A 25,009-nucleotide genomic window follows, 5' to 3' on the forward strand; every position below is an offset into this window, starting at 1 on the left:
ACGGCGCAACGTCGGTAGATGTGACATTGCGCCTGTCCAGGTTCGTCTTTGACATCTGTTGTCCTCCCGGTGAAGCGGACTAGCTGCCGATGCCGGCGAGCCATTGCTCGTAGGTTTCAGTGCCGCGCGGTCCCGATGCCTGCGGTAACAGCGCCCCATTCGCCATTGCTCTGAACGCACGCCCGGGTAGCCGTAGTGGAACCACCGGGCGATGCTGTCCTCGGCGCGCGATCAGCCGTCGGGTCATGTCGATCATGGACTCCACCTGTGGTCCCGCGAGCTCGACTATCTGCTGTTGTGGGCTGCCCGCCGCCAGTTCACAGAGTCGGTCCGATACTTCGCGCATCGCTATTGGCTGGCTCTGCATCTGCGGAATCAATGCGATAGGCCCGGGCACTTGATCGAGAATCTGCTGCGCAAATTCGTGAAATTGGGTGGCGCGCAAAATGGTCCATGGCACTGGGCTCGCCATGACTTCCTGCTCCTGCGCGAGCTTGCCCAGGTAGTAGGCGCTGCGCACTCGGTCGATTCCGATGATAGACAACACGATGTGATGCCTCACATCGTTGCGTGCGGCGGATTTGAGCAAGTTGGCCGTTGCGGTCCGGAAAAAGTGAATCGACTTCTTCGCGCTGGTCGTTTTGAGGTCGGAAACATCGATGATGACGTCGACTCCGCGCAGCGCGTCGTCGAGCCCGTGCCCCTGCACCAGATCGACTCCCTGCCCACGGGCAAGCACGACGGGCTGGTGACCGTCGCGGGTGAGGCGCTCGACCACGAGGCGTCCCGTTTTCCCGGTCCCGCCGGCTACGGCGATCTTCATCGGGTGCACTCCTCTGCCGGTGAAACGTTCATTGCCTACGACATTGGCAGAACGATCGGGCAGAAGCCATGCCTTAATTACGACCGAAAGTTAGGTTAGGCTAAGTCGAAGGTTCCGATGCGCGGGACCGGAATCGGACGCATGCAGGGCGTATTCGGCGTTTTCCTCGGCACATTCCTCATCGGCCTACGAGAAGGCCTGGAGGCGACGCTCATTGTGAGCATCGTTGCCGCCTTCCTCAAGCGGAACGGGCAATCGACCCGTCCGATGTTTGTCGGCGTCGGCTTGGCCGTGCTGATCAGCATTGCGGTGGGCGTCGGCCTAGATCTGTTCTCGGCCACGCTGCCGCAAGCCCAGCAAGAAATGATGGAGACCGTCATCAACGCCATAGCCGCGGTGTTCGTGACGTCGATGATCATCTGGATGAACCGCAATGCCATGCGGCTCAAGGGAGAACTCGAACGCGAAGCTCAACAGGCGCTGAATCGTGGCGGTGCGCTCGCGCTCGTTGTGATGGCGTTCCTCGCCGTCCTCAAGGAGGGGTTTGAGACGTCGGTGTTCCTGTTGGCGGCCGCGGAAACGTCGCACGGCAACCGGTGGTTCGCCGTGCTGGGCGGCGCGGTGGGGATCGGGGTGGCGGTCGTGCTGGGCATCGGTCTCTACTTCGGTGGCCTGAAGCTCAATCTCGGCCGCTTTTTCCGGATCACTGGAGTGTTCTTGGTGTTGATCGCCGCCGGACTGGTGCTGGGCGCGTTGCGCACCGCACACGAGGCCGGTTGGGTGACTATTGGCCAGCGACAGATACTCGACTTCTCGGCCTGGATACCGAGCCAGTCGGTTTTGGGCGCGCTGCTCGCAGGCGTGTTCGGCATACCCACCGACCCGCGCCTGATCGAGGTGCTGGGCTGGCTGCTGTATGCGGCGCCAGTGCTTGTCGCCTTCCTGTGGCCCGCGCGCCTTGCGGTGACGCCGCGAACTCGGTGCCGGTTGCTGGCGGCCGCCTCGGCGGCGCTGGTCGTCGTTGCGGCGGTGCTGGCGATCGCGGTGCCGGCCGGTAGCTCGTCGCCGACCGTGCGCGCTCGCACCGTCGCTGACCGGACCGGCCACACCGCCCGGGTGTCGCTGCTGACCGGATCGCCCGGACCCGCGCTGTCCGTCACCCCGCAGGGCACCTCGACCGTCCGCAGCATTCCGCTTGCCCCGGTAGGCGACCAGACCGTGGACGGCTTGCCGGTACAGCTGTGGCAAGGCTCGGAGGCCGCCGGCTCCGATGGCGCGGAGGCGGTCACGCTGGATCAGTTACTGAGCATGACGGGGGGCCGGCTACCGGTCGGACTCGCGGTTGGCCGCACTCCGGGACCGTTTCGGGGCCAATGGTCAACGACCACGGTGTATACCGTGCTCGCGCAGGGCGATTCCGTGATAAATGCGCAAGCGACGAGCAACCGCACAGCGATTCTGACCGGCGGCGGGCTGACCGGGGCCAAGACCGTCAGCCTCGGCGGGCTACCGACGGACTGGTCGACGTCCGGTGCCGAAGACCACTCGACTGCGGCCGAGATCGTCGCCAGCGCCCAGAAACACGCCGAGCGCCAGCTATGGAATGTCTGGCTTCCGTTGGTACTAGCGTGCTTTGCGCTGGCTTGTGCCGTTGGCGCCATAATCTCGATGCGCGGCATCGCGCGAGCCGAACAGGAGAGGAAATCCAGTGATAGCGAATCGCACCGTCCTGGTAACGTGCCGGTCTCGTGAATTCTGGCTGACGGCAACAGTTCTTGTTGCGGCGACGGTGCTGCCGGTGGCCGCATGCAGCCACTCGAACGGGCAGTCCAGCCCTTCGAAATCCAGGCAGGCCGGTCAACCCGGCGGGACGAACGCCGTCAAGGTGACGATGGCGAACTCCGGAGGACAAGACGGCTGCGCACTGGACACCACCAGCGTGCCGGCCGGGCCGGTGACCTTCACCGTGGTCAACACCAGTGCGCCGGGCATCACCGAAATGGAGTTGCTCAGGGACCAGCGCATCGTCGGGGAGAAGGAGAACCTCGCGCCCGGCCTGAACCCGGTGTCGTTCACAATCACCCTGGATGGCGGCTCGTATCAGCTGTACTGCCCGGGTGCGAGCTCCGAATATCAAACGCTGACGGTGACGGGTCAGGCGCCGCCAGGACCGACGGGCACGGTGGCGAGCATTCTGAGCCAGGGCACCAAGGACTATGCGACATATATCGTCAATCAGATCGGTCAGCTCGGTGACGGCGTGAAGGCGCTAGATGCGGCGATCCAATCCGGCAACCTGGACGCCTCAAAGGCCGCCTACGCCAAAGCCCGACTGTTTTACGAGCGTGCGGAATCCACCGTCGAGGGTTTTGTGCTGCCGGGCTTCGCAGTTGGCGACAACGCGGGCAGCCTGGACTATCTGATCGACATGCGTACCTCCACTCCCGTCGATGCGAAGGTCGGGTGGAAGGGTTTCCACGCCATCGAGCGTGACCTCTGGCAGGGCGGGGCGATCACTCCCGGCACCAAGGCCCTGAGTACCGAATTGGTGGCTAACGTAGGGAAATTGAAGGATGTGGTCGCTGGCCTACAGTACAAGCCAGAGGACTTGGCCAACGGCGCAAGCGATTTGATCGAAGAGGTGCAGAACACCAAGATCACCGGCGAGGAGGAAGCCTTCAGCCACATCGACCTGGTCGACTTCTCTGGCAATGTCGAAGGGGCTCAACAAGCGTACGCTTCGCTGCGGCCGGGGCTGGAGAAGATCGATGCCAATCTGGTCAATCAGATTGACCAACAGTTCCGCGCGGTGCTCAATGTCCTGGACGGCTACCGCGACCCGTCGGCACTGGGCGGTTATCGAACCTACACGCCCGTGCTGCAGGGCAGCGATGCATCGAAGCTGACCGCGGTGATTCAGCCGCTGCACCAGAGCCTTTCGATGGTCGCTCAAAAAGTGGTCTCAGCCAACTGACGATGGCCGACGACGAGCTGGTCGACTCCGCCGACACCACGCCGGCCGACGCTGCATCGGTATCGCGCCGGCGGATGCTCGGCGGCGCGATGGTGGCCGGGCTCACCGGGACGGCCGTCGGTGCCGTCGGCGGTGGGTTCGCGGGCCATGCCTGGGCGACCGGGCATCGGGATGGCGATGACGACACCGTCGACCTACGTCGCAGCTACCCCTTTTACGGCCAGGCCCACCAGGGCGGAATCGCCACGCTCCCACAGCGTTACGCCGTATTCATGTCGTTCTCGCTGGCCGCGGGCGCCGGTCGCGCCGATCTACAAGCGCTGTTGGCACGCTGGTCTGCCGCCGTCGCGGTACTGCAGCGGGGCAAGCCCATCGGAAACGTCCAGCCGCAGGTCGAAGTGCAGCCGCCCACCGATACCGGGGAGGCCTATGGGCTGAGTCCCGCCAGTCTCACCGCCACGATCGGGTTGGGGCCGTCGTTGTTCGGCGATCGGTTCGGGCTAGCCGCGCGTCGTCCAGCGGTGTTCACCGATCTGCCGCCGCTCAACGGAGACAATCTGGATCCGCGTTTGCACGGCGGGGATTTGTCGGTACAAGCCTGCGCGGACGACCCGCAGGTCTGCTACCACGCCGTCCGTAACCTGGCCCGCCTTGGCCGCAATATCGTCTCGCCATTCTGGGCTGTGCTGGGCTTTGGGCGAGCGTCGGCCGGACCCGGCCAGCAGACGCCGCGAAACCTGTTGGGGTTCAAAGACGGTACTCGCAACGTCAGCACGGACGCCGAGTATGAACGTTTCGTCTGGGTCGACAACAGCGATCAACCCTGGATGAACGGCGGGACCTATCAGGTCGTCCGCAAGATTCGGATGCTGCTGGAGACGTGGGATGTCGATCGAATCGGCAACCAGCAGAAGATCTTCGGCCGTACCAAGGAAGAAGGGGCGCCGCTAAGCGGCGAGTCCGAATTCGATACACCGAATTTCACCGCCAAAGGTGCCGACGGCGACCCGCTCATCGATCCGTTGTCACATGTCGGCTTGGCCGCCCGGGAAAACAACGACGGCATAATGATCCGTCGACGCCCGTACAACTACACCGACGGCCTTGACCCGAATGGCCAACTGAACGCCGGATTGCTGTTCATCTCGTATCAAAAAGATCCGCAAGATTTTGTTCGTCTGCAGAATCGGCTCGGCGCCAACGATCTGCTCAACGAGTACATCCGTCACATCGGGTCAGCTATCTTCGCGGTGCCACCCGCGCCCGCTGAGGGCCACTGCATCGGGCAAAGTCTGTTCAGCTGAGCAAGTCTCGGCGTGGAGACCAACATCAGCGAGAACTGCTCGCCAACGCCGGCACCCGCACGAAGGCCCTGAAGTCCCGCGGGTTGGGGACTAAAGTCTCACGACCGGCCAGGGGGCGGGTCAATAGCGTTACTCCTGACGAAAGGAGTACGAAATGTCGGCACCTGTCCAGCAACTCGGTATCGTCGTCGCGGTCGACGGCTCGCCGGCGTCAAATGCCGCCGTTGTGTGGGCGGCGCGCAATGCGGCGATGCGCAGCATTCCGCTGACCCTGTTCCACGCGGTGGTGACTCCCACCGCGACCTATCCACCGGTTCCCTACCCGGATTCGCTGTTGGTCAAGCTGGAAGACGAGGCACGCAGGAATATCGCTCATGCGCTCAAGCTGGCCCAGGATGCCATGCCGGAGCATCGGAAGGTCACCATCAGGACGGAGTCGGTGTATTCGACTCCGGCGCTTGCCCTGATCAAGTTGTCCGCGGAGGCCGAGATGGTTGTCGTGGGCAGCTCCGGTCGTGGATTGTTGGCGCGCGGGTTGCTCGGGTCGGTGAGTTCGACTGTGGTGCGGCATGCCAGCTGCCCGGTGGCGGTCATCCGTGATGAAGATCTGCCGGACCCGCTGCACGGCCCCGTCTTGGTGGGGATCGATGGTTCACCGGCCTCCGAACTCGCAATCGCGATCGCGTTCGACCAAGCGTCGCGCCGCGGCGTCGATCTGGTGGCTTTGCACGCCTGGAGCGACGTTGCCGTGCTCGAGCTTCCGGGATTGGACTGGGAGGCGGTGCAGGGCGAAGCGGAACGTAGTCTTGCCGAGACCCTGGCGGGCTGGCGTGAACGTTATCCCGATGTCACGGTGCGCCGGCTGCTCGTCCGCGATCTGCCGGCCCAACAGCTGATCCAGCAGGCGAGATCCACGGAGGCGCAGCTGGTGGTGGTGGGCAGTCACGGCCGGGGCGGTCTCACCGGCCTGATCCTGGGCTCGGTCAGTAACACGGTGCTGCACTCGGTGCGAGTGCCGGTCATCGTCGCCCGGCCGACGTAAGGGTCTGGCCGAATCGGCCGTCGACGACGCGGGACGCCCATATGCACAGCGCGGCGACGTCGCGTCCGGCGCGCATGACCGTCCGATCGGGGCGAACCAGCGCAGCCGTGGCGCGACCACCGTGCAGCCACTGCGCGAGCGCGTCGCCCGGCCGGGTAACGAGCACGACAACGCCGCATTGCCGCATCGCGGCTGCTGCGGCGACACCAGGGCTGCGGGTAGTGATTAGTGCGAAACCGGCTCCCAGCACGTCGTCGAGCCGCTGACCATCGTGCAGCAGCGGGTTCGGACACAGTGTGCCGGCCAGGCGGCCGGGCCGGCACGATGCGTACACCAACGCCGACGATGGCAGTGCCGGCGTGGTGGAGTCGACGACCTTGTCGCGCAAGCCGGGAATCAGCAGCAGTCGCGGCAGCACCAGGCGGCGTAGCACGTTGCCCACCCGGGCGCCGCCGGTCATCGCGCGACCGACGTTGAGTGCCAAGCGAATCATGTGCCGTGTGTGCGGTTTGCGTTCCTGCTCATAGCTTTCCAGAACGTCCGGGGCGAGCGCTCCGTGGTAAACCCCGGCAATCTTCCAAGCCAGATTCATCGCGTCGCGCACGCCCGCCCCCATACCCTGGCCGATAAACGGGGGAGTGAGGTGCGCCGCGTCGCCGAGGATGAAAATGTTGCCCCGGCGCCACCGCTGTGCGATCTGAGCGCGAAACGTGTACTCCGTGACGCGCAGTAGCGTGAGATCGCCGTCCGCGACGCCGGTAGTCCAGGGCCTGATTAGTGGCCGCAAGGCGGCCAGCGTGGCGAAGTCGTCGGCAGATTCGCCTGTGCGCAACTGAAATTCCCAGCGATAGCGGGACGCTCCGATGCGCATGTAGGTTCCCGCTCGAGCCGGGTCGCATACCTGGTGCACGCCTTCCCACTGGCGCAGGTCGGCATCAGTCGCGACGTCGACCACCAGCCACCGCTGCTGGAAGTTTAAATCTTTTACGGTTGAGCCTATTTGGGTGCGCACCAAGCTGTTAGCGCCGTCGCAGCCCAGTAGGTAGTCGGCGTCGACCTGGTGCACCGTGCCGTTGGTGCGGTCGGTGAAGGTGACGCGCACACGCGTCCCGACCTCGGCGACATCGGTAACTTCGACGTCGCCACGAAGCTCGGCATGCGGGTGGCGCAGGAGGTTTGTCCGCAGCACCGCCTCCAACTCCGGCTGGTCGAACATGTTGGCTTGCGGGAAGCCATTTCGGCCGAGGGAGGTGTCGCGGGTGAACTCGGCAAGGACGCGGAATCGATTGTCGAGCAATCGCAAACCCAGCGTCGGCCGCGAAATCGCGGCGAAGGTGTCGGCGATACCGAGCCGGGCAAGCACACGGTAGATTTCGTCGTCCAGATGCACGGCGCGGGGTTGTGCGTACACGCCGGGCCAGCGATCGAGAACCACACTGTCCACGCCGTACTGTGCCAACAGTGTGGCGGCGGTGATGCCGGTTGGCCCGGCGCCGACGACAACGACGGTAATGTGCCGAATAGCGTTAGCGCTCATGCGAATCGGATGGCGTTGCGCTGTGCTCCGAGGTCGATGGCGCCGTCGTCGGTGGCAACGGAGGCCGCCACGATGTCACCGTGCTGCAGATACTTCGGGTTGCCGGCCTGACGACTGAAGAACATCCTCCACTTGAGAGTCGTCGGCAACAGGTTTCCAATCATCGCCACCGGCTTCGACGGCGCGCGCAACGCGGTGCCGGCCGGTGTGCCGGTCAGCACCAGGTCACCTGGGGCGAGTTCCTGGAATCCGGTGAGCGCCTGCAGCGCCTGCAGCGGCCGATACAACATGTCGCCGTCGACGAGCGCGTTCTGCCGCTCGACGCCGCCGACGCTCAGACGCAGCCGCAGATCGCCGAAGCGGGCGAGTTCTTCGGCCGTCAACAACACCAGCTCCGGCCCCACCGGGGTGAATGTCGGATACGACTTGGCCTCGTAGAACTGGGTTTGCGGAAGCTGGACATCGCGGGCGGACACATCGTTGGTGACGACCAGTCCGGCGATGAACTCCGCCAAGTTCGTCTCGGAAATCGTTGTGCCGACCGGAATGGCCCGTCCAATCACCAATCCGATCTCCACCTCGTAGTCGAGCAGCTGGACGTGCGGGGGCTTGACGATGTCGTCGAACGGGCCGTTGATCGATGCCGACGCTTTGCGGAAGAACGTCAGGGGAATCGACGCCGTGTCCATGCCGGCATCTCTGACGTGCGACTCAAAGTTGGTCATCTGAGCGACCACTCGGCAAGGTCGGGTCACGGGGGAGAGCAACGCGAGGCCTTCCACGGCGACGGAGTCTGCGGTTGCAGCGGCTTCGATTGCTGCCCGATCGGACAACAGCGCCCCGGTGGTGGTCGCGGTGGTGTCGATCTTCGCGACGCCGGTTTCGGTTTTGAGCCACCAGGCGTCAGCAGTGCGCAGTACGGAAACGGTCATGATGTGGGTACTTTCAGTAGGCCGACCAGGCGGCTGATATCAAACTCGTTGCGGGCGCGAAGCGCAGCGATCATCGAAACTAGTTCGTGGCCGGCCGATTTCAGGGCGGTTCCCAGGAAGTCTTTGGTTGCCGGTGGGCCCCATTGAGCCAGGCCGGATGCGCTAAACGGCGCCCAGCCGGGTTCGACGGTGTTGTCGAATCGGTCTCCGTCGGCGAAGTGTTCGACCAAAAAGCCGTCGGGATCGCGCCAGTAGTCAAAGATCTGGCTGCCTTGGATATGCCTGCCGATTCCCCAGGATCGGAAGTAGCCAAGCTCTCGCAGGTATTCGCCACCGGCGGCCAGGGCATCGAGATCGCTGACCTGATAAGCCGAGTGGATGTAACGGTTGGCCGGCCCCAGGGCCACCGCGAGCGTGTGGTGATCCGCGGGCATTGATCCTCGATCGCAGCGGATGAAACTCATGGTCGGTCCGCGGTCGCGCTGCCCCGGGAAAAACAAGAAGTCGCTGACGACCATCCCCAGGTTGTCCAGATACCAGTTCAGGGTTTCGAGGTACTTCGTCGTCTGCACCACCAGGTGGCCCAGGCGCTGCACTCGAGCGGGGACGCGCGCGGGACGCTGGCCGATGTTGATGCGCCGCGCGTTGTCGCCGAAGTTGAACGTGTGGGGCTGCTGGTCCGACAGTTTCGGCAGTTCGTGCATACCCGCGACCACCCGCACCGGCATCCCGCCGGGGTCGGTCAGGTCGACGGACAGGCCGCCGATAGTCTCTGGCAGCGGCAGCGCTCGGATACCGAACTTGTCGGCGATTCGCAGCAGGTCGGCCTCGTCACCGGCCCGAAAGGCCGCTCGGGTGAATCGGGTTCGCTGCCCCCGCCGCACGATCACGCACGGTGCACCCGGCTGCGTGCCACGCAGCGCAATCTCCTCAGGACCGTGTTGTGACGACGCAAACCCGAAGGCCAGCGCGAACGCCTCGGCGCGCGTCAGGTCGGGCTTCTCGAACTCCAGCCACGCGATGTCGACGACCTTGATCACCGGATTCGGTGACCGTCCGGCGTGTTCGCCGGGGAGTGCGCCCTGCTCGCTGTGCAGGTCGCGGTGTGGATCTTCGGAGTTCAACATAACTGACGAAATCGTCACATAGAGACTAAGGCTTCGTCAAGGTTTCTGACGAAATCCTCAACAGTGATGCATACTCTTTGGGTGAGCGTGATGCCCGACGAAGCCGAGCCGCCCAGTCGCCTGGAGCGGCGCAAGCAGCGCACCCGGGCGGCGCTGATCAAGGCCGCGCAGCGGTTGATCGCTGAGGGCAAGGTCAACGTGCCGGTTCTGGAGATCACCCAGGCCGCCGATGTCGGGATGGGGTCGTTCTACAACCACTTCGACAGCAAGGAGCAGCTGTTCGAGGCCGCGGTCGCCGACGTGCTCGACACCCACGGGGCGATGCTGGACCGTCTCACCGAATCGATCGCGGATCCGGCCGAAACCTTCGCCGCGAGCTTCCGGCTGACCGGTCGGCTATTTCGTCGGCGCCCGCAGGAGAGTGAGATTCTGTTGGCGCATGGGCCGGCGTTGCTGTCGTCCGAACGCGGTCTGGCACCCCGTGCGCTGCGCGATATCAAGGCCGGCGTCGACGCAGGCAGGTTCGACGTCGATGACCCGGAACTCGCGTTGGCGATGGCGGGCGGTGCGCTGCTAGGGCTCGGCAAGCTGCTGCGCGACGACCCGGGCCGCGACGACGCACACGCCGCCGACACCGTCACCGAAAGCGTGCTGCGCCTGTTCGGGCTCAGCGCCGACGAGGCGCGTGCGGTCTGCCGGCGTCCGCTGCCCGACGACACATTCGCCGAGACCTAAGTCCGGTGCGTCAGGCGTAAATCGGTGTCACGTCCAGGAATACGCGGTAGTCATCGATTTTTCCGTCAGCGTCCGCGTGGTAGACGGTGGCGGCGGGCAGGGTTACCTCGGTGCCGTCTTTTCTTTGATACGTCGCGTCGACGTGGGCGATCGTGTCATCGCCGATTCGCCAGACCCGAACCAGGGTGTGGTGAATTCCCGCGATGGTGTCGAAGAAACCTTTGACGCCGTTTCTGATCGCGCTCGGGCCGACGTAGGCGGGTTCATTGCCAAACGACACCCGCGCATCGTCGGCGAAGAGGGCGGCGAGCTTATCGAGATCCATCGTGTCGACGATCTCGAAAACATGGTGTGGTTGCGGGTGGTTCGGCTCGGTCATGCAACAACGCTAGTTGTTATCGAGTGACCGCCGGCGCGATCAATCTGGTTGACATCGGGCGATGTGCGGCGAGCCTTCAGCGATTACGGGTGTCGATGGACCGCAGTATCGCCCAGCCCGGACATTGGAGGTTGACTCGCGTCGCGTGGTTGCTCAACAGGTTCGGCAATGCAGGTGTCACGGACAAACCTTCTTATCCCATCCGGGGGGTACCCGTCCGAATAATGCATAACGGGCGGGCATGCCGACGTTCCGTCACCACCGGGGGCCGCCCGGGTGGCACGAAAGTATTGCCTTAAACGGGCTTTGACGCAATAGAGCCGGACCTCACCCGGTCGTAGGCGCGGGATCTGCCGACCGGGCGCTGACCTGTGTGGGGCGAAGTGCCACCAGCACCACTCCGGCGACGAAAACGACAGCCGTCACCCACGGAAAGCGCCCGTCCGGGGCGAAACCACCGGCGGCGACGAATGCCAAGCCGTAGGCCGCCATCACGACGCCCAGCAGCATGCTCGGTTCGGTCCAGCGCTCTGCGAGCGGAGTACCAAGCATGGGCAATGGGGAGGCGAAAATGCGCCGGCCCCACCACAGCAGCGCGAGCTCGATCACGGTGACGAGGCTGAGGATGGCCACCCACTCCAGCCGGGCCAGCCACCAGTCGATTGTGCCCTCGGCCGGCTGCGGCAACCAACCAGCGGGGTACCCGATTATCGCAACCAACACGACCGGGATCATGTGCCAAAGGTATAGGGCCATCACGTTGTTGTTGGCCACCGACAGCATTCGCTGCAGCGGGCCGGAGCGCAGTGCGCGGTTGAGTGCGGGCGCGAGCGTCATTGCCAATCCGGTCTGCGCGCCTCCGAACGCCAACAACGCCACGTCAGGCGGTGTGGTGTTGTCCACCGTTTGGCCGGGGACACCGATCATGCTGATCGGATAGATCTTCAACCAGATCAGCACTGCCAGCGTGAGCGCGGATGCAGCAGCGAGCAGTGCAGGTCTGCGGCCAGCCAATAGCCCTTCTTGCCAAGCTATTCCGAGCTGATACAGCACACCCCAACACAGCAGGTAGTTCACCCAGCCCAGGTAAGGCACCTGGGCCCCTTGCGTGGCAACGTCTACCACCACGACCCCGAAGGCGAGTGCCGCGGGCACCCAGAGTCCCCAACGGCGTTGTGTGGCAATCGCAATCGGGGTCAACGACACCACCAATACGTATACAACGAGGAACCACAGGTGCATCGCTACCGCCCAGCCCGCGTATTCCATCGTGGAACTGCCCACGTGCAACGCACCCAGCACCAGCACGCCGGCCGACACCACCACTGCGTAGGCCGCGGTCGGGCCGAGGACTCGGGCCAGTCGATGCCGTAACCAGCTCTGGCGTGACTCTGCGTTGGTGTCTCGTCTGTGCGCCCACGACACTGCGCTTGCATAGCCTGCCGCGAGGAAGAACGTCGGAACAGCCTGAAGTGGCCAGGTCAACCACTGAGTCCAGGGCATGTCGACGAGCGGGTTCTGCCGGCCGAAATGCCCGTCGTCGTAGGTCACCGATCCGGCCAGCCAATGCCCCAGCACGATCAGGATCACACCGGATGCGCGGTAGTAGTCCACCGCCAGATTGCGGGCCGGGCGTGCGGTGTTTGCGTGGTTCATCAGATCGCGGGAAGCTCGACGCGGTGCACAGCGCCACGGTACCCGGTGCCCCCGCTGCGACCGGAGCGAAACCGCGCCTCTGACAGGAGAACATCGGAAATGAAACAGGCTCACCTCGGCGACCTTCAGGTCGGCCGTATCGGCTTGGGCGCGATGGGCATGTCTGCCGCCTACGCCATGGGCGGCTTCGACGACGCCGAGTCCATCCGCACGATTCATCGCGCGATCGATCTGGGCGTCACGTTGATCGACACCGCCGAGGTCTACGGCCCCTACGTCAATGAGGAACTGCTCGCCCGGGCTCTGCAGGGCCGGCGAGATCAGGTGGTGTTGGCCACCAAGTTCGGCCTGATCTCGCATACCGGACGCGACGGCCTCGACAGCAGCCCCGCCAGCATCCGCATCGCGGTCGACGGTTCGCTGAAAAGGCTGGCGACTGACCACATTGACCTCTACTACCAACACCGCCTCGATCGTGGTACGCCGATCGAGGAGACGATCGGGGCGTTGGCAGAGCTGGTCGCTGCGGGCAAGATTGCGCACATCGGCCTTTCCGAAGTCGGCGTGAACACCATTCGCCGTGCGCAGGCCGTGCACCCGATTGCGGCCGTGCAATCGGAGTACTCGTTGTGGACCCGTGACCCCGAAGACGGAATACTGGCGGTCTTGCGCGAACTGGAAATCGGGTTCGTCCCTTACTCGCCGCTGGGCCGTGGGTTCCTCACCGGCGCAATACGATCCACCGCGGAGCTTCCCGACAGCGACTACCGCAAGACCAATCCGCGCTTCTTCGACGAGAACTTCCAGCACAACCTCAACAGTGCGGACGAGGTGCGCGAGATCGGCGCCGACGCCGGCGCCAGCCCGGCTCAGGTCGCACTGGCCTGGTTGCTGGCCAAGGGGCCTGATATCGTGCCGATCCCGGGAACTAAAAAGGTTGCGCGCCTTGAGGAGAACGTCGGCGCCGATAGCGTCGAACTCACAGCCGAGCAGCTGGCACGGCTCGATGAACTCACTCCGGCCGTCGGGGGCCATCACGCCGAAGCGCAAATGGGATGGATCGACCGTTAACCGTTCTTACAGCGAACCTTTCAGCGCGGCAATGGTTTCCAGGTCATCAAGAGCGGCCACACCGCGTCGCAAGCCTTCCATAGCGATGTCTTCGACCTGCATCCCGCCCATTCCTGCGGTGATCAGCGGGGCGACATACGCATACAGCGCGCCTTGCCGGTAGCGCAGCCACAGGTTTTCGCGGTCCAGGTCGGGCCCACCGGCCGCCGCCAGCGCCTGTCGATAGACGTCGAGCAGTTCGCGCTGAGCGGTCCGGCGGTCTTGTGGCGTCAGGCTGGTGATCAGGGTGTAGGCCAGTTCGCGGGAAGGATGTCCACGTCGCACCGCCTGCCAATCCAATAGCCCCGCCTCGCCGTCGCGGAAGTACATGTTGCCCGGATGAGCATCGCCGTGCATGACCGTATGCGGGGGAGTGTCGATCACCGCGGCGACCGCGCGATAATTCTCGGCGATGAATCGGCCGTTCTCCATCGGTATCGAGGTCCGCTCGCTGAGTCGCTTCATCGAGGTGGTCATCAGTGAGCCGGTCAGCAGCGAAGTGACGTCGCCAGACGGCGTGTAGAGCCAGTCCAGGTGTCCGCGCCCGTTCTGGCGCATCCGATCCCAGAAGGTTCCGTGCACGGTCGCCAGCAGCTCGACGACCAGGCCGGCCTGGTCGGTGGAGAGCGGGTGCAACGTATCGGGAAATATGCACGACTCGGGGAGGTCTTCTAGGACCAGCAGGTAACGACCTGTCCATGTGTCGAACGCCGCGCCGTAGGCGACCGGGACTCCCGACAGTTCGGGGGCGAGCTGGCTGTAGAAGCGCACCTCGGTGCTGCCCAGCCTGCCCAACTCACCCATCAACCGGGTGGCGGCAGTCTGTGCCGCAATCTTGACGAATACCGAGTCCGGGACGTCATCTCCGGTCAGCACGAGCCGTGCCCGCGATGATGTGCCTGCATCGCTAGTGAGCACGCGGATCGACCTGACGTTGCGACCCATCACGTTCGAGAGCGCGCCGGTGTTGAGATCGCCGACCGTGCGGGGTAGTCCCGCCCGGCTGCCGATGATGGCGTCGGCGGTCACCCGGCCGACTCCCCGGCCGAGATGTGCGGCCAGGCCGACGACGGAAAGGGCCTGTTCAACAGTGTTTGTCATGCACTATCCATCCTGTGTGCGCCGGTACCGGATCCACAAAGCGGCGGGCGCGAAAGCGTTGCCAGGACAAAAATAGCTTAATGTCTGGACATCAGACAAAGTGAGACTAATGTCTGATTTGTGGCACCAGGGCCCGCACCAAGAACTGCTCGACAAATTCGCGTTTGTCAGCCACGGGGCGGTGCCGCCATGCCGGCGCCAGCAGGAACAACGTCGTGCTACTTAGCCACTGGACGATCGAGCGAGGATCGAGGTCGGCGTAGAGCTTGCCGGCCTCTTTCCAGCGTTGCAGCAGTGGCCCGTAGTGCGCCAACAGCAGTTCCACCATCGGCTCCGACCCGAGCTGTAGAGCCGCGGGCACCGCGGTGCTCTCGGCGGCGAACAGCGCCTCGTTCAATGCGTTGCCCGCCACCGACTCCACTCGCGCCAGCACCATCTCGGGCAATGAGCGCGCCGGATCGTCGGGGTGGCCCAGCGCACCGACCAGCTCGCCCAGCGCCGAATCGACCCGCGCCAACATCAGGCCCAGCAACACCTCGTCGCGATTCGGGAAGTACCGGTACACCGTCGAGCGGGATACCCCGGCCTCGTCGGCCACTTCGGCCATCCGGATCTGGGCATTCCCGCGACGCACGATGCAGCGGCCCGCGGCATCCAGCAGGCGCCTGCGCGCCTCCTCGTCGTCGAGGATCGCGCGGTCGTCGCCCCACCACCGACTCGGTTCCATGCAGCGATATTAGGGGATGCGTTGTGCCATTGAGTATCTGATGTGCAAGCTTCGCCAAAAAATTTCCATCGATAGTGTGCGCTATCCGAAACCATTCGATAGCAATAGATTTCGCTATCCGACAGAAAGGCATTCATGGGTTATAGCGCCGCCGACGAGGTATTCACCCATCAGCTGCCAATGACATTCGATCAAGTGCACGATCCCGATCCGACATGGTCGGATCGCTGCTACTTTTTCGCGGCTTCGCCGGACGGCACCCTGCTACTGGCCAGCGGCTACGGCAACAACCCGAACACCGGCACCGGTTTGGGATATGTCAAGGTCAGCCTGGCCGATGGCCGGCATTGGGATCTGCTTTCCGGCCGCCCGATTGGAGGTTCCGATCGCGGCGCGCTGAGCGCCGGGCCGCTGCGCTGGACCTGCGTCGAACCCCTGAAGAGGTGGCGCCTTGACGTGGAGCCCAACGATTCCGGCATCGCCTGGGAGCTCCATTACGAGCCGACCGCCCCGATGTGGGAGCTGTTACCCATGAAAGTGCGCGACCGCGATGGCCGGATGCTGGCCGACATGTACCACATGAAAGAGCCGGGCAAATGGACCGGTTGGGTGCAGATCGATGGCGAGCGGATCAGTGTCGATGGATTCCACGGCGGCCGGGATCGCACCTTCGGTGTGCGCATCTCCGACAAGATCGATTTCTGGTTGTGGCTAGACGCCGGTTTCGATGACCGCGCAATCGAAGCGTGGATCATCGAATCATCGGATGGCACGGTCAATTACGTGGACGGCGGGATCACTCACAACGACGGCACACTGTCGAAGCGTTTCGTGAAAATCGAGCACGCCGTCGAATTCGACGGTGAGCGCAAACGACCCGCCCGCGCGGAGCTCCTCTTCACTGATGAGGACGGCGAGTCCTACCGCGTCACCGCCGACACCCCGCACCAGGACGTGAACGCGTATTACGGACTGCCGATGGCGCACTGTCAGTATCAGGATCTAGGCGAAGGGGCGTACTTCATCCACTTTCAGTGGGACAGCAATGATTCCGCGCAACTGGCCGAGACGGAGGGCAAATCGATGGCGCTGGATCAGTTGATGCGTTTTGAACTCGACGGCGCTACCGGTTGGGGCATCTTCGAGTTGCTGATGGGCGGCCAGGGGTACTCCCGCTACCCGAACTGGACGGCCATGGACATGTCGGCATTCACCCAGGACAAGACCCCGGTCGAACGGCTGCCTGACGATGGAGGAAGCCAATGACGCTGGATACCAGCATCGGCGAGCGCTTGACCGGCTGGCTGCGCACCCAACTGCCCGATGCCGAGGATGTCCGCGTCGAGGGCCTCGACCGGGTGCACTTCGGGCATTCCGCCGAGATGATGGTGCTCACGGTGGTCACCGGGGATATCCGTCGCGATGTGGTGTTGCGGCTGCGTCCCAAACCGCCGGCGCTACTCGAACCCTATGACCTCGCGCGCCAATTCAACATCCTGCGGGCATTGCAGGACAGCGCGGTTCGTGTTCCGCGCGCGCTGTGGCTTGAGGACACCGGCGATGTCCTGGGACAGCCGTTCTTCGTGATGGACCGGGTCGGCGGTGACGTCTACGAAATGGAAGCCCCTGCCGATGCGACCGACGCCACGGTGGTGCGGATGTGTCAGAGCCTGGCCGAACAACTCGCGGCAATCCATTCCGTCGACCTGTTACAGACCGGGCTCGACGCGCTCGACGACGGCAGCAACCACCTGCACCGCGAACTCGACCATTGGGCAACCGAAATGGATCGGGTCAAGCGGGATTCACTGCCCGCGCTGGAACGACTCCTCGCGGCGCTGCGTGCCGGCATACCTGCGCCGTGCCCGAAAATCACTTTGGTGCACGGGGACGCGAAGCCGGGCAACTTCGCGTTCACCGGCGGCGAGGTTAGCGCGGTCTTCGACTGGGAGATGACCACGGTCGGGGACCCGCTCACCGACATCGGCTGGCTAGAGCTGCTGTGGATGCAACCCGTGGGCATCACTAGCCACGCTGCCGCATTGAATATCGAAGCCTTGTTACGGCACTACCAAGCAGCCAGTGGCATTACCCTGCAGAACCGTTCCTGGTATCGCGCGTTCAACGCGTACAAGATGGCGGTCATCTGTCTGATCGGCGCGATGCTCGTTGACGGTGGGCACAGCGACGACCAAAAGCTGATGCTCGCCGCGTACGGCACCTCGATGCTGACCCAGGTCGGGCTGTCCGAGCTTGGCATCGACGAGCTCCTCGACGATGGCCCGGTCCTCCCGCGCGAGGAACGCGTCCAGCAAGTTCACCCAAACGCCCTCTAGGAGGGGCGGTCGCCGGCCCGGCTATTGTCCAAGCGGGGCAGTGATGGGAGAGAGTCATTAGTCGCGAGAAGAAACTGGTGATCGGAGCCAGCGGCTTCCTGGGGTCACATGTCACGCGTCAGCTTGTTGGCTCGGCTGCCGATGTGCGAGTTATGTTGCGCCGCACCAGTTCCACCCAGGGAATCGATGACCTCGATGTCGAGCGCTGCTACGGGGACGTTTTCGACGACGATGCCTTACGCGCGGCGATGGCCGGCTGCGACGTTGTCTACTATTGCGTCGTCGATGCCCGGATGTGGCTGCGCGACCCGGCGCCATTGTTCCGGACGAACGTGGAGGGTCTGCGTCACGTATTGGATGCGGCCCTGCACGCCAACCTGAAGAAGTTTGTATTCACCAGCACCGCAGGTGCTTTGGCGATCAATAGCAGCCGAGCGGTCACCGAGGACGATCCGCACAATTGGGACCAGGGCGGGGCATACATCGAAGCCCGGGTCGCCGCCGAGAACATGCTGCTGTCGTACGCGCAGGACAAAGGGCTGCCCGCCGTCGCGATGTGCATATCCACCACCTACGGCCCCGGCGATTGGGCGCCCACCCCACACGGCTCGATGCTTTCCCTGGTCGCCAACGGCCGGTTTCCGTTCTATCTCGGCTATTCGTCCGAGGTGGTAGGCATCGAAGACGCCGCCAAGGCAATGCTTCTGGCCGCGGAACACGGACGAGGCGGGGAACGCTACATCGTCTCCGATAGATATATGAGCGTCCGGGAGCTGCACGAGATCGCCGCCACCGCCGTCGGCAGGCGGCCACCGCGCATCGGCATTCCCATGCCGGCGCTGCACGTCGGTGCGCGGGTCAACGACGTGTTGGCACGGCTGTTGGGCCGCGACCTTCCCTTCGCCTACGCCGGAATGCGGATGGCCGAACTGATGTCGCCGCTTGACCACAGCAAGGCCGAACGTGAACTCGGATGGACGCCCGAGCCCGTCGAAGACTCGATCCGCAAGGCCGCGGTCTTTTTCGCTTCGCGCAACTAGTCCGCTCCCTGACCGGCGTGCGCCAGCGCCCCTGAACCGTACTTATTTTCGATCATTTTCCACGGGTCGGCATAGGGGCCGCGACCCTCGATGCGGTTCTGCAGCTTGATCGCGATGCGCAGCACTGGCCGCAGTATCGGTCCCAGGACGCGCAAAACGCCGCGCATCTTTGCCTGCGACTCACCAATCCACGCCAGGGTCTGCTGCCAGTCGTGTTCTTGGTAATCGAGCAATGCCTGCGCTTCGGAGGTGTCATACCAGCCGGTGAAGCTCCAGCCCCGATCATCGTCCGGATCGCCCGGCAGACCCACCGACGGACCGAGCCGACCCAGGCCCACGGCGGTCATCAGATCGCCCTCGAGTTCGTGCTCGAGCATCACGCACGTCTCATTCCCGCCGATCAACAGCGCCTTGCCGGAAATCGTGGCTTCGCGATCGACACCATTGGCAAATGCCAGCGCCGCATCCCGGGCGTCCACCGTGTGTAGTCGGTTATCAACGGGCATCGACCGCATGATCACCAGGTTGTCACCGTCGACGCCACCCGATTGGGTGTCCGGTGAGATCACCCCGGCCAGTCGGTACAGCGCATGCGGGACACCGCTGGCCCGGATCGCCGCCTCCGCCAGCACCTTGTCCTGGCCGTACTGGTCAATCGGGTTCACCGGGGTATCGGGGGTGATCCGCTCCGGATACCGGTGCGGATTACGCGACCCGTAGACCGCGGCGCTGGACGCCATCAGGAACAGCGGCGGGCGCGACAGTGCGGCAGCGGCCGCCAAGAGATTCTCGGTGCCGCCGACGTTCACCCGTCTGGCCAGGGCTGGATTCCGGTACGACACAGGTGAGACGACCGCCGCAAGGTGAACGATGGCTTGCGGCTGATGGGCGTCGATCAGCTCGCGTACGGCGTCGGCATCCAGCAGATCGACGTAGGCGGGAATCAATGCCTCGGGCGGCGCACCGGCCGACAATTCTTCCTGCACCGCAATGGTTTTGTCGCTGCGTAGGTCGGTGGCGATGACCGTTCGGCCTCGGTCGAGCAGAATCCGCGTGCAGCGCTTACCGACCTGTCCGAATGCACCGGTGACCAGGATGGTGCCGACTGTCATGGGGTCTCCTATTTCTCCAGCAGCCGATTGGCGAACCTGGCGGCCGTGTTGCGAATCCGGTTGGAGATGTAGAACGAGAAGATCGGCGTAACGATGTCCTCGCGTAGCCGAGTTAGCTTGGAGCTCTTGATAAGCCAGTTCCCGCCTACATTTTCGTAGGTCTCGTGGTAGTGCCCGTAGCCCACCAAACTCACGCCTGGCCCGAATCGCACCACATCTTGCAGCGCCCACACCCCGCGCGCCGTCGTCGCGGAGGTGAGCTCGATCTCGGGGGCGTGCACCTGGTGTGCCGTGGCCTGCGATGGGCGTCCGATGCTCTTGCGGGTGAACGCGACGAAGTCGTCGGCGCCGGCGATCAGCTTGCCCCCCGCCTCGGAGGTGTCGCTGACGAAGTCGTCGGTGAAGATCGAGCGCCACGCGGCCCAGTCCTTGGTGTCCAGGTACCGGCAATAACGGGCTTTGAGCCCCTTGATGAACTCGATCGCCAGCAGCGTGGCGGCGCTGTCGTCAGCGGTCACATCGCTTGCACGCTCTGTCATTGCGGGCTCGATTCTGGTGTACCGGCGTTTCCTGAAGTCACGCCCAGCCTGACATTCACACACGAGCCGAACATCGGCGGGGCGGGTCAGGCCTTGAAGTAGACGATCTGATGCGTGGTGGCCAGCAGCGTGCCGTCGCGACTCCACACTTGCGCGCTCTGATCGAAATGTCCGCGGGAGAAGCGGTTGGCGTGAGCGCACGCCAGGACGTAGTCGCCGCCGAGGGCGTCCAGCTCCTGTTGATCGGCATGGAAGTAGGTCGTCATAGAGATGGTCCCGGCCGGCACGACGGCGCCGCGGCGCTGAAACAGCCTGGGATAGAACACGTCACACAGCGCGGCCAGCGCCGGGTAGTCGACCGGGCGCTGCTCGCGGTCGCGCACCCAGAGTGCTGTCTCAGATGCCGAACTGGGTTGGGCGCCGGGGCCGGGAAATGCACCATGGACGAAGCGCATGTCGTAGAGGTGTGCCCACGTGACGACGGCTTCCGGGCCGCCGGAGGCGAGTTCTTCCGGGGCAGGCGCGCTCGGGGGACGGGCTTCGGTGTCGTCCCAGGTGTCGCGGCGGATGCCGAAGACCGCCGTCGCGGTGGTCTTGACGTCATCGTCCTGACTGAGTTCGGCAATCCAGTGCTGACTGGAGCGGTTGGTCCGCGGCGCTCGAAGTGAGATGTCGAAGTCACCGTCGGCGACGGGGCCGGCGAAGTTGACGGTCACCGCCAGCGGCTCGCCGATCCGGTCGGGGTGCGTCTGGATGGCATGCAGCAGAACAGCGGTGGTGATGCCGCCGAATGGACCGACCATATTGGCCCACTCCGGATGAGTTCGGCCGCGCCTGGTACCAGCGTCGAGGGCATCGAGTTCGAGGCCCCTGTCGAAAGGATGGGTGGGCGTCATGCTCACCGCAGATTACTGCCCGTCGAGTCGGCCGCCGGACACGGGGTGATCACGTTCGCCCAACGCTGCTGGCCAGGGCGAAATCGGTGATATTTTAAGAGCTCGCTGCGGGTGCCTGGGAGGGCCGGTATGACAGAGTCGTCGACGCGCGAGTTGCTCACGGCGCTGGTGGCCGCGTTCGGTGATGCCGAGCGCGTCACCGAATTGCTGGCGCCCAAGGCGCAATGGTGGATTACCCCGACTGTCGGCGTGCTCGGCAGCCCGACGGTGGGGCGCGACGCGATCCGTGCCGGCATGCGCATCATCTTCGGTCAGCTGTACGCCGACGTGCGGACGACGGTGCACCACATGGTCTGTGAGGCCGACATGGGTGCCGCGCGCTTCACGATGCGGGCAACCGCATTGTTCGCCGGTGGGCAACCGTACGAGAACGAGTACAGCGTCTGGGTTCAGACACAGGACGGATTGATCGTGCGGATCTGGGAGTACCTCGATGTTGCCCATGCGACAGGGCAATTCAGCTCCTGATCGCTCTACGGTGAAGACGAGCCTGCGCGGTTAGGTTGGCGATTCTGCCCCCGGAGCTGGAGTGTTGCGTGCCTACATAACATAATGATTACACTGTGATCGCAGTGTAAGGCAGTGTCGGTGTGATGCTGCCGCGACCGACGATGAGGAATGTGATGGCCTGGGATTTCGAAACCGATCCGGATTTCGCCGAAAAGCTCTCGTGGATGCGTGATTTCATCGACTCCGAGGTCATCCCGCTGGAACCCATCCTTTCGGAGATCCCGGCCGACGAGTGGCAGCAGGTCAAGCGTTACCTGCAGGCCAGAGTCAAGGCGCAGGGGTTATGGGGTTTGTTCCTCGATCCGAGCCTGGGCGGCGAAGGGCTGGGTCAGCTCAAGCTTGCGCTGATATCGGAGATTATCGGCCGCTGCATGGTGTCGATGGAGCTCTTCGGGGTGCAGGCGCCCGACAGCGGCAACATGGAGCTGCTCGCGCACGGCGCGACCGACGCGCAGAAGCAGCGCTGGCTATATCCCAACCTCAATGGGGAGATATCCAGCGCGTTCGCGCTGACCGAACCATTCCTGGCCGGCGCCGACCCGACGGTCATCGCCACCACCGCAGTGCTCGACGGCGACGACTGGATCATCAACGGCCACAAGTGGTTTACCACCAACGCATCGTGCGCCGACATCATTTTGGTGGTCGCGGAGACCGACCCGGCCGGTCGGCCGCACCGGCACGCTTCGATATTCGTCGTTCCGGCGGGGACACCTGGGTGCACCATCGTCCGCGACATCCCGACCATGGCCCATCCAGATCCGGAGTTCGGTCGGCGGGGCAACCACGCGGAGGTCGTGTTCACCGACTGTCGCGTACCGGCGGATCATCTGGTCGGCCCGCGCGGCGGCGGTTTTGTGCTGGCGCAACAGCGTCTTGGCGGCGGTCGCATCCATCACTCGATGCGCTGGCTGGGACAGGCGCAGCGGGCCCTGGACATCATGGGTGAGCGCGCGGTCTCGCGCCGTTCGCACGGTCGGATGCTGGGTGAGCATCAAATGGTGCAGGACTACATCGCGCTGTCGCACACCGAGATTCAGGCAGCTCGGCTACTGACGTTTCAGACCGCGTGGAAAATGGACCGCTTGGGTGCGGGAGAGATCCGGGCCGAGCTGGGGATGATCAAGGCGCATGTATCGAAGGTGGTGCTGGCCGTGCTTGACCGCACTATTCAGGTGTGTGGCGCGTTGGGCTATTCCGGGGACCTGCCCGTCGAATCCTGGTATCGGATGACGCGATTCGGATCGATCGGCGACGGGCCCGATGAGCTGCACAAGTCGGTACTGGCGCGCCAGGTGCTCAAAAAGTACCGGCCGGTGCAGGGCTGGCCGACCGATCACCTTCCGTCGCGGCGGCCGGCGGCGGAACAGAAATGGCAAGCCCTACGTCAACAGGCAGGTATCGCATGAGCATTCCGGACCGTCAGCGAGCCATCGTGATGACCGGGCCCGGCGAGCCCGTACAGACCGTGGAGAGGTCGGTGGACCAGCCCGGCCCCGGGCAGGTATTGGTCAAGGTCAACGCCTCGAGCCTCAACTTTCACGACAACGTCAATCTGATGGGCCTGCTGTCTGGGCCGTGGCCGCGGGTCCCGATGACTGATGGTGCAGGGGAAGTCGTGGCTGTCGGGCCGGGCGTCGACGAGCTGCGGCTGGGTGATCGCGTGATGGGGGCGTTTCACCCGGATTGGCACGACGGTCCGCCCAACCCGGAAGCCAAGCGTGCGGTACCCGGCGATAACTGCGACGGTTGGCTGCAGCAATACCGCGTTGCCGACGTTTCCGGCCTGGTCCGAAGTCCCGAGCACCTCAGCGATGTCGAAGCCGCGACGATCCCGTGCGCGGGCGTGACAGCGTGGAGTGCCTTGGAGGAAGCCAACATCGGTGAGGGTGACGTGGTGGTTACCCAGGGCACCGGCGGGGTGTCGCTGCTCGCCGTGCAACTTGCCCGGACCCGGGGGGCCACCGTGATCCTGACCTCTTCGTCCGACGACAAACTCAAAGTCGGATCGGGTTTGGGTGCAACACATCTCATTAACTACCAGACCACAGCGGATTGGGAGACCGAGGTCAAGCGACTGACCGACGGGCGGGGCGCCAAGCTGGTCGTCGATCTCGGCGGCCCCGCGACGCTGCCGCATTCGCTGCATGCGGCGGCCATGGGCGGCACTATCGCGGTGATCGGAGTACTGAGTGGATTCGACATGGCCTCCATCGCGGTAGCCGAGGTGATGCTGAACAACCTGCGCGTCATCGGAATCACGGTGGGCAGTGTGCGCGCGCACCGCGAGATGTGCAGGGTGGTGTTCAAGGCCGGTATCAAGCCGCAAATCAGTCACGTCCTCGATTGGGAGCAGCTGGACGAGGCGCTCGCGGTGATGCGGGCCGGCGAGCATGTCGGCAAAATCGCCCTGACCATCCCATGACGTCGCGAGAAGGGTAGTAGCAGTGCCCAGCGAACTGGAACTCGATGCGGACCAGATCATTGCTGCCGCAGTGGAAATCATGCGCGAAGGCGGCTTGGACGCGATCAGCATGCGCAGCGTGGCGAGCCGCCTGGGTGTCACGCCGCCACCCGTCTACTCCCGTATCGGTAACAAGGACGCGCTGATTGATGCGGTTGCCGAGCATGTGCTCGACGATCTCGCGCCCACCTTGGCGCGCGACGAAACCTGGCCGGACTATGCGCGCCGCTGGACCCGGCAGCTTCGCGCGCGGCTGACCGAGGCCGCCGACAGCCGGCTTTTCTTGCAGGTGAAGCGTCCGGCTTATCTGAAAGCCTCACGACCACTGCTGAAAAGCATGCGCCGTGACGGCATGTCGACCGACATGTCGGTACGGGCCTGTCGGCTGTTGATCTATGCGACGGTGGGTTTCGTCGCCATGGATCATCCGCCGAGCGCGAACTCGACGCGCCGGCGAGGCCGACTGGCCGGCAGCGACCCCGCCGGGGTGACTGCCGAAGAAATCGATGAGCTGTTCGCCATACAGATCGACTACCTCATCGAAGGTATCCGCCGCGACAGCGGTTAGCCTGCGGGATTGGCGACCTCGGGGCTTGTACGATGCA

The 25,009-nt window shown here is 64.2% G+C and carries 24 protein-coding genes; 13 read left to right on the forward strand and 11 right to left on the reverse strand.

Annotated elements, in window-relative coordinates; all coding sequences use genetic code 11:
• Positions 1 to 79 precede the first annotated feature (79 nt).
• Positions 80 to 823, reverse strand: a complete 744-nt coding sequence (locus H7K34_RS03040) for an SDR family oxidoreductase (RefSeq protein WP_264059796.1) — start codon at positions 821 to 823, stop codon at positions 80 to 82.
• A 141-nt stretch (positions 824 to 964) separates the two neighbouring features.
• Between H7K34_RS03040 and efeU the strand changes: the two genes are divergently transcribed.
• From efeU to H7K34_RS03060, 4 genes are all read left to right on the forward strand, one after another.
• A complete protein-coding gene (gene efeU, locus H7K34_RS03045; RefSeq protein WP_308203172.1) occupies positions 965 to 2,575 on the forward strand; it encodes an iron uptake transporter permease EfeU in 1,611 nt (536 codons plus the stop codon).
• 37 nt (positions 2,576 to 2,612) lie between these two features.
• Positions 2,613 to 3,797: an iron uptake system protein EfeO gene (efeO, locus tag H7K34_RS03050; protein WP_372510684.1), complete on the forward strand. Its 1,185-nt coding sequence runs from the start codon at positions 2,613 to 2,615 to the stop codon at positions 3,795 to 3,797.
• 2 nt (positions 3,798 to 3,799) lie between these two features.
• Entirely contained in the window at positions 3,800 to 5,101 is a 1,302-nt protein-coding gene (gene efeB / locus H7K34_RS03055) for an iron uptake transporter deferrochelatase/peroxidase subunit (protein ID WP_264059799.1), read from the forward strand.
• 154 nt (positions 5,102 to 5,255) lie between these two features.
• Positions 5,256 to 6,143 (forward strand): universal stress protein, encoded by an 888-nt coding sequence (locus tag H7K34_RS03060; RefSeq protein ID WP_264059802.1) that lies wholly within the window; start codon positions 5,256 to 5,258, stop codon positions 6,141 to 6,143.
• Here the strand turns inward: H7K34_RS03060 and mhpA are convergent.
• From mhpA to H7K34_RS03075, 3 genes are read right to left on the reverse strand one after another with little or no spacing between them, the layout of a single operon-like run.
• Positions 6,121 to 7,680 (reverse strand): bifunctional 3-(3-hydroxy-phenyl)propionate/3-hydroxycinnamic acid hydroxylase MhpA, encoded by a 1,560-nt coding sequence (gene mhpA / locus H7K34_RS03065; protein WP_264059804.1) that lies wholly within the window; start codon positions 7,678 to 7,680, stop codon positions 6,121 to 6,123. The two genes, H7K34_RS03060 and mhpA, sit on opposite strands and share 23 nt — an antisense overlap.
• Positions 7,677 to 8,612 (reverse strand): fumarylacetoacetate hydrolase family protein, encoded by a 936-nt coding sequence (locus H7K34_RS03070; RefSeq protein WP_264059806.1) that lies wholly within the window; start codon positions 8,610 to 8,612, stop codon positions 7,677 to 7,679. Before H7K34_RS03070 ends, mhpA begins: the two co-directional genes overlap by 4 nt.
• The gene (locus tag H7K34_RS03075) at positions 8,609 to 9,739 is read right to left on the reverse strand and encodes a VOC family protein (RefSeq protein WP_264059807.1); all 1,131 of its coding nucleotides are present in this window, start codon (positions 9,737 to 9,739) and stop codon (positions 8,609 to 8,611) included. Before H7K34_RS03075 ends, H7K34_RS03070 begins: the two co-directional genes overlap by 4 nt.
• A gap of 90 nt (positions 9,740 to 9,829) precedes the next feature.
• On the opposite strand from H7K34_RS03075, the gene H7K34_RS03080 reads away from it, so the two are divergent.
• The gene (locus H7K34_RS03080) at positions 9,830 to 10,474 is read left to right on the forward strand and encodes a TetR/AcrR family transcriptional regulator (protein ID WP_264060498.1); all 645 of its coding nucleotides are present in this window, start codon (positions 9,830 to 9,832) and stop codon (positions 10,472 to 10,474) included.
• Positions 10,475 to 10,484: 10 nt separating this feature from the next.
• On the opposite strand, the gene H7K34_RS03085 is transcribed toward H7K34_RS03080, so the two are convergent.
• Both H7K34_RS03085 and H7K34_RS03090 read right to left on the reverse strand, forming a co-directional pair.
• Positions 10,485 to 10,853, reverse strand: a complete 369-nt coding sequence (locus H7K34_RS03085; protein WP_108923962.1) for a nuclear transport factor 2 family protein — start codon at positions 10,851 to 10,853, stop codon at positions 10,485 to 10,487.
• Positions 10,854 to 11,180: 327 nt separating this feature from the next.
• Complete coding sequence (locus H7K34_RS03090) at positions 11,181 to 12,509, reverse strand: acyltransferase family protein (protein WP_264059808.1); 1,329 nt, start codon at positions 12,507 to 12,509, stop codon at positions 11,181 to 11,183.
• Between the two features lie 99 nt (positions 12,510 to 12,608).
• Here H7K34_RS03090 and H7K34_RS03095 point away from each other — a divergent pair, with 99 nt between their 5' ends.
• Positions 12,609 to 13,580, forward strand: coding sequence for an aldo/keto reductase (locus H7K34_RS03095; protein WP_264059809.1), 972 nt, complete (start codon positions 12,609 to 12,611; stop codon positions 13,578 to 13,580).
• Between the two features lie 6 nt (positions 13,581 to 13,586).
• Here H7K34_RS03095 and H7K34_RS03100 read toward each other — a convergent pair whose 3' ends face one another.
• The gene (locus tag H7K34_RS03100) at positions 13,587 to 14,720 is read right to left on the reverse strand and encodes an ecdysteroid 22-kinase family protein (RefSeq protein WP_264059810.1); all 1,134 of its coding nucleotides are present in this window, start codon (positions 14,718 to 14,720) and stop codon (positions 13,587 to 13,589) included.
• A gap of 106 nt (positions 14,721 to 14,826) precedes the next feature.
• Entirely contained in the window at positions 14,827 to 15,447 is a 621-nt protein-coding gene (locus H7K34_RS03105) for a TetR/AcrR family transcriptional regulator (protein ID WP_108923955.1), read from the reverse strand.
• 135 nt (positions 15,448 to 15,582) lie between these two features.
• On the opposite strand from H7K34_RS03105, the gene H7K34_RS03110 reads away from it, so the two are divergent.
• From H7K34_RS03110 to H7K34_RS03120, 3 genes are read left to right on the forward strand one after another with little or no spacing between them, the layout of a single operon-like run.
• Complete coding sequence (locus H7K34_RS03110) at positions 15,583 to 16,713, forward strand: DUF7064 domain-containing protein (protein WP_264059812.1); 1,131 nt, start codon at positions 15,583 to 15,585, stop codon at positions 16,711 to 16,713.
• Positions 16,710 to 17,783 carry a phosphotransferase family protein gene (locus tag H7K34_RS03115; protein ID WP_264059813.1) on the forward strand — a complete coding sequence of 358 codons (1,074 nt, stop codon included), beginning with the start codon at positions 16,710 to 16,712 and terminating at the stop codon, positions 17,781 to 17,783. The genes H7K34_RS03110 and H7K34_RS03115 overlap by 4 nt, the downstream gene beginning before the upstream one ends.
• A 56-nt stretch (positions 17,784 to 17,839) precedes the next feature.
• Positions 17,840 to 18,823: an NAD-dependent epimerase/dehydratase family protein gene (locus H7K34_RS03120; RefSeq protein WP_264060503.1), complete on the forward strand. Its 984-nt coding sequence runs from the start codon at positions 17,840 to 17,842 to the stop codon at positions 18,821 to 18,823.
• On the opposite strand, the gene H7K34_RS03125 is transcribed toward H7K34_RS03120, so the two are convergent.
• The 3 genes from H7K34_RS03125 to H7K34_RS03135 all read right to left on the reverse strand — a co-directional run bounded on the left by H7K34_RS03125 (position 18,820) and on the right by H7K34_RS03135 (position 21,370).
• On the reverse strand, positions 18,820 to 19,935 hold the full coding sequence (locus H7K34_RS03125; protein ID WP_264059814.1) for an NAD-dependent epimerase/dehydratase family protein: 1,116 nt from the start codon (positions 19,933 to 19,935) through the stop codon (positions 18,820 to 18,822). The two genes, H7K34_RS03120 and H7K34_RS03125, sit on opposite strands and share 4 nt — an antisense overlap.
• 8 nt (positions 19,936 to 19,943) lie before the next feature.
• A complete protein-coding gene (locus H7K34_RS03130; protein WP_264059816.1) occupies positions 19,944 to 20,474 on the reverse strand; it encodes a nuclear transport factor 2 family protein in 531 nt (176 codons plus the stop codon).
• Positions 20,475 to 20,560: 86 nt separating this feature from the next.
• Positions 20,561 to 21,370 carry an acyl-CoA thioesterase gene (locus H7K34_RS03135; protein ID WP_108923945.1) on the reverse strand — a complete coding sequence of 270 codons (810 nt, stop codon included), beginning with the start codon at positions 21,368 to 21,370 and terminating at the stop codon, positions 20,561 to 20,563.
• A gap of 129 nt (positions 21,371 to 21,499) precedes the next feature.
• Between H7K34_RS03135 and H7K34_RS03140 the strand changes: the two genes are divergently transcribed.
• The 4 genes from H7K34_RS03140 to H7K34_RS03155 all read left to right on the forward strand — a co-directional run bounded on the left by H7K34_RS03140 (position 21,500) and on the right by H7K34_RS03155 (position 24,972).
• Positions 21,500 to 21,898 carry a nuclear transport factor 2 family protein gene (locus H7K34_RS03140; protein ID WP_108923943.1) on the forward strand — a complete coding sequence of 133 codons (399 nt, stop codon included), beginning with the start codon at positions 21,500 to 21,502 and terminating at the stop codon, positions 21,896 to 21,898.
• A gap of 125 nt (positions 21,899 to 22,023) precedes the next feature.
• Positions 22,024 to 23,349 carry an acyl-CoA dehydrogenase family protein gene (locus H7K34_RS03145; RefSeq protein ID WP_308205430.1) on the forward strand — a complete coding sequence of 442 codons (1,326 nt, stop codon included), beginning with the start codon at positions 22,024 to 22,026 and terminating at the stop codon, positions 23,347 to 23,349.
• Positions 23,346 to 24,365: a zinc-dependent alcohol dehydrogenase family protein gene (locus tag H7K34_RS03150; RefSeq protein ID WP_264059820.1), complete on the forward strand. Its 1,020-nt coding sequence runs from the start codon at positions 23,346 to 23,348 to the stop codon at positions 24,363 to 24,365. The genes H7K34_RS03145 and H7K34_RS03150 overlap by 4 nt, the downstream gene beginning before the upstream one ends.
• A gap of 22 nt (positions 24,366 to 24,387) precedes the next feature.
• A complete protein-coding gene (locus H7K34_RS03155; RefSeq protein WP_264059821.1) occupies positions 24,388 to 24,972 on the forward strand; it encodes a TetR family transcriptional regulator in 585 nt (194 codons plus the stop codon).
• Positions 24,973 to 25,009 lie beyond the last annotated feature (37 nt).

Origin of the sequence: Mycobacterium montefiorense (assembly GCF_025823255.1) — a bacterium.
GTDB classification, from domain to species: Bacteria; Actinomycetota; Actinomycetes; order Mycobacteriales; family Mycobacteriaceae; genus Mycobacterium; species Mycobacterium montefiorense.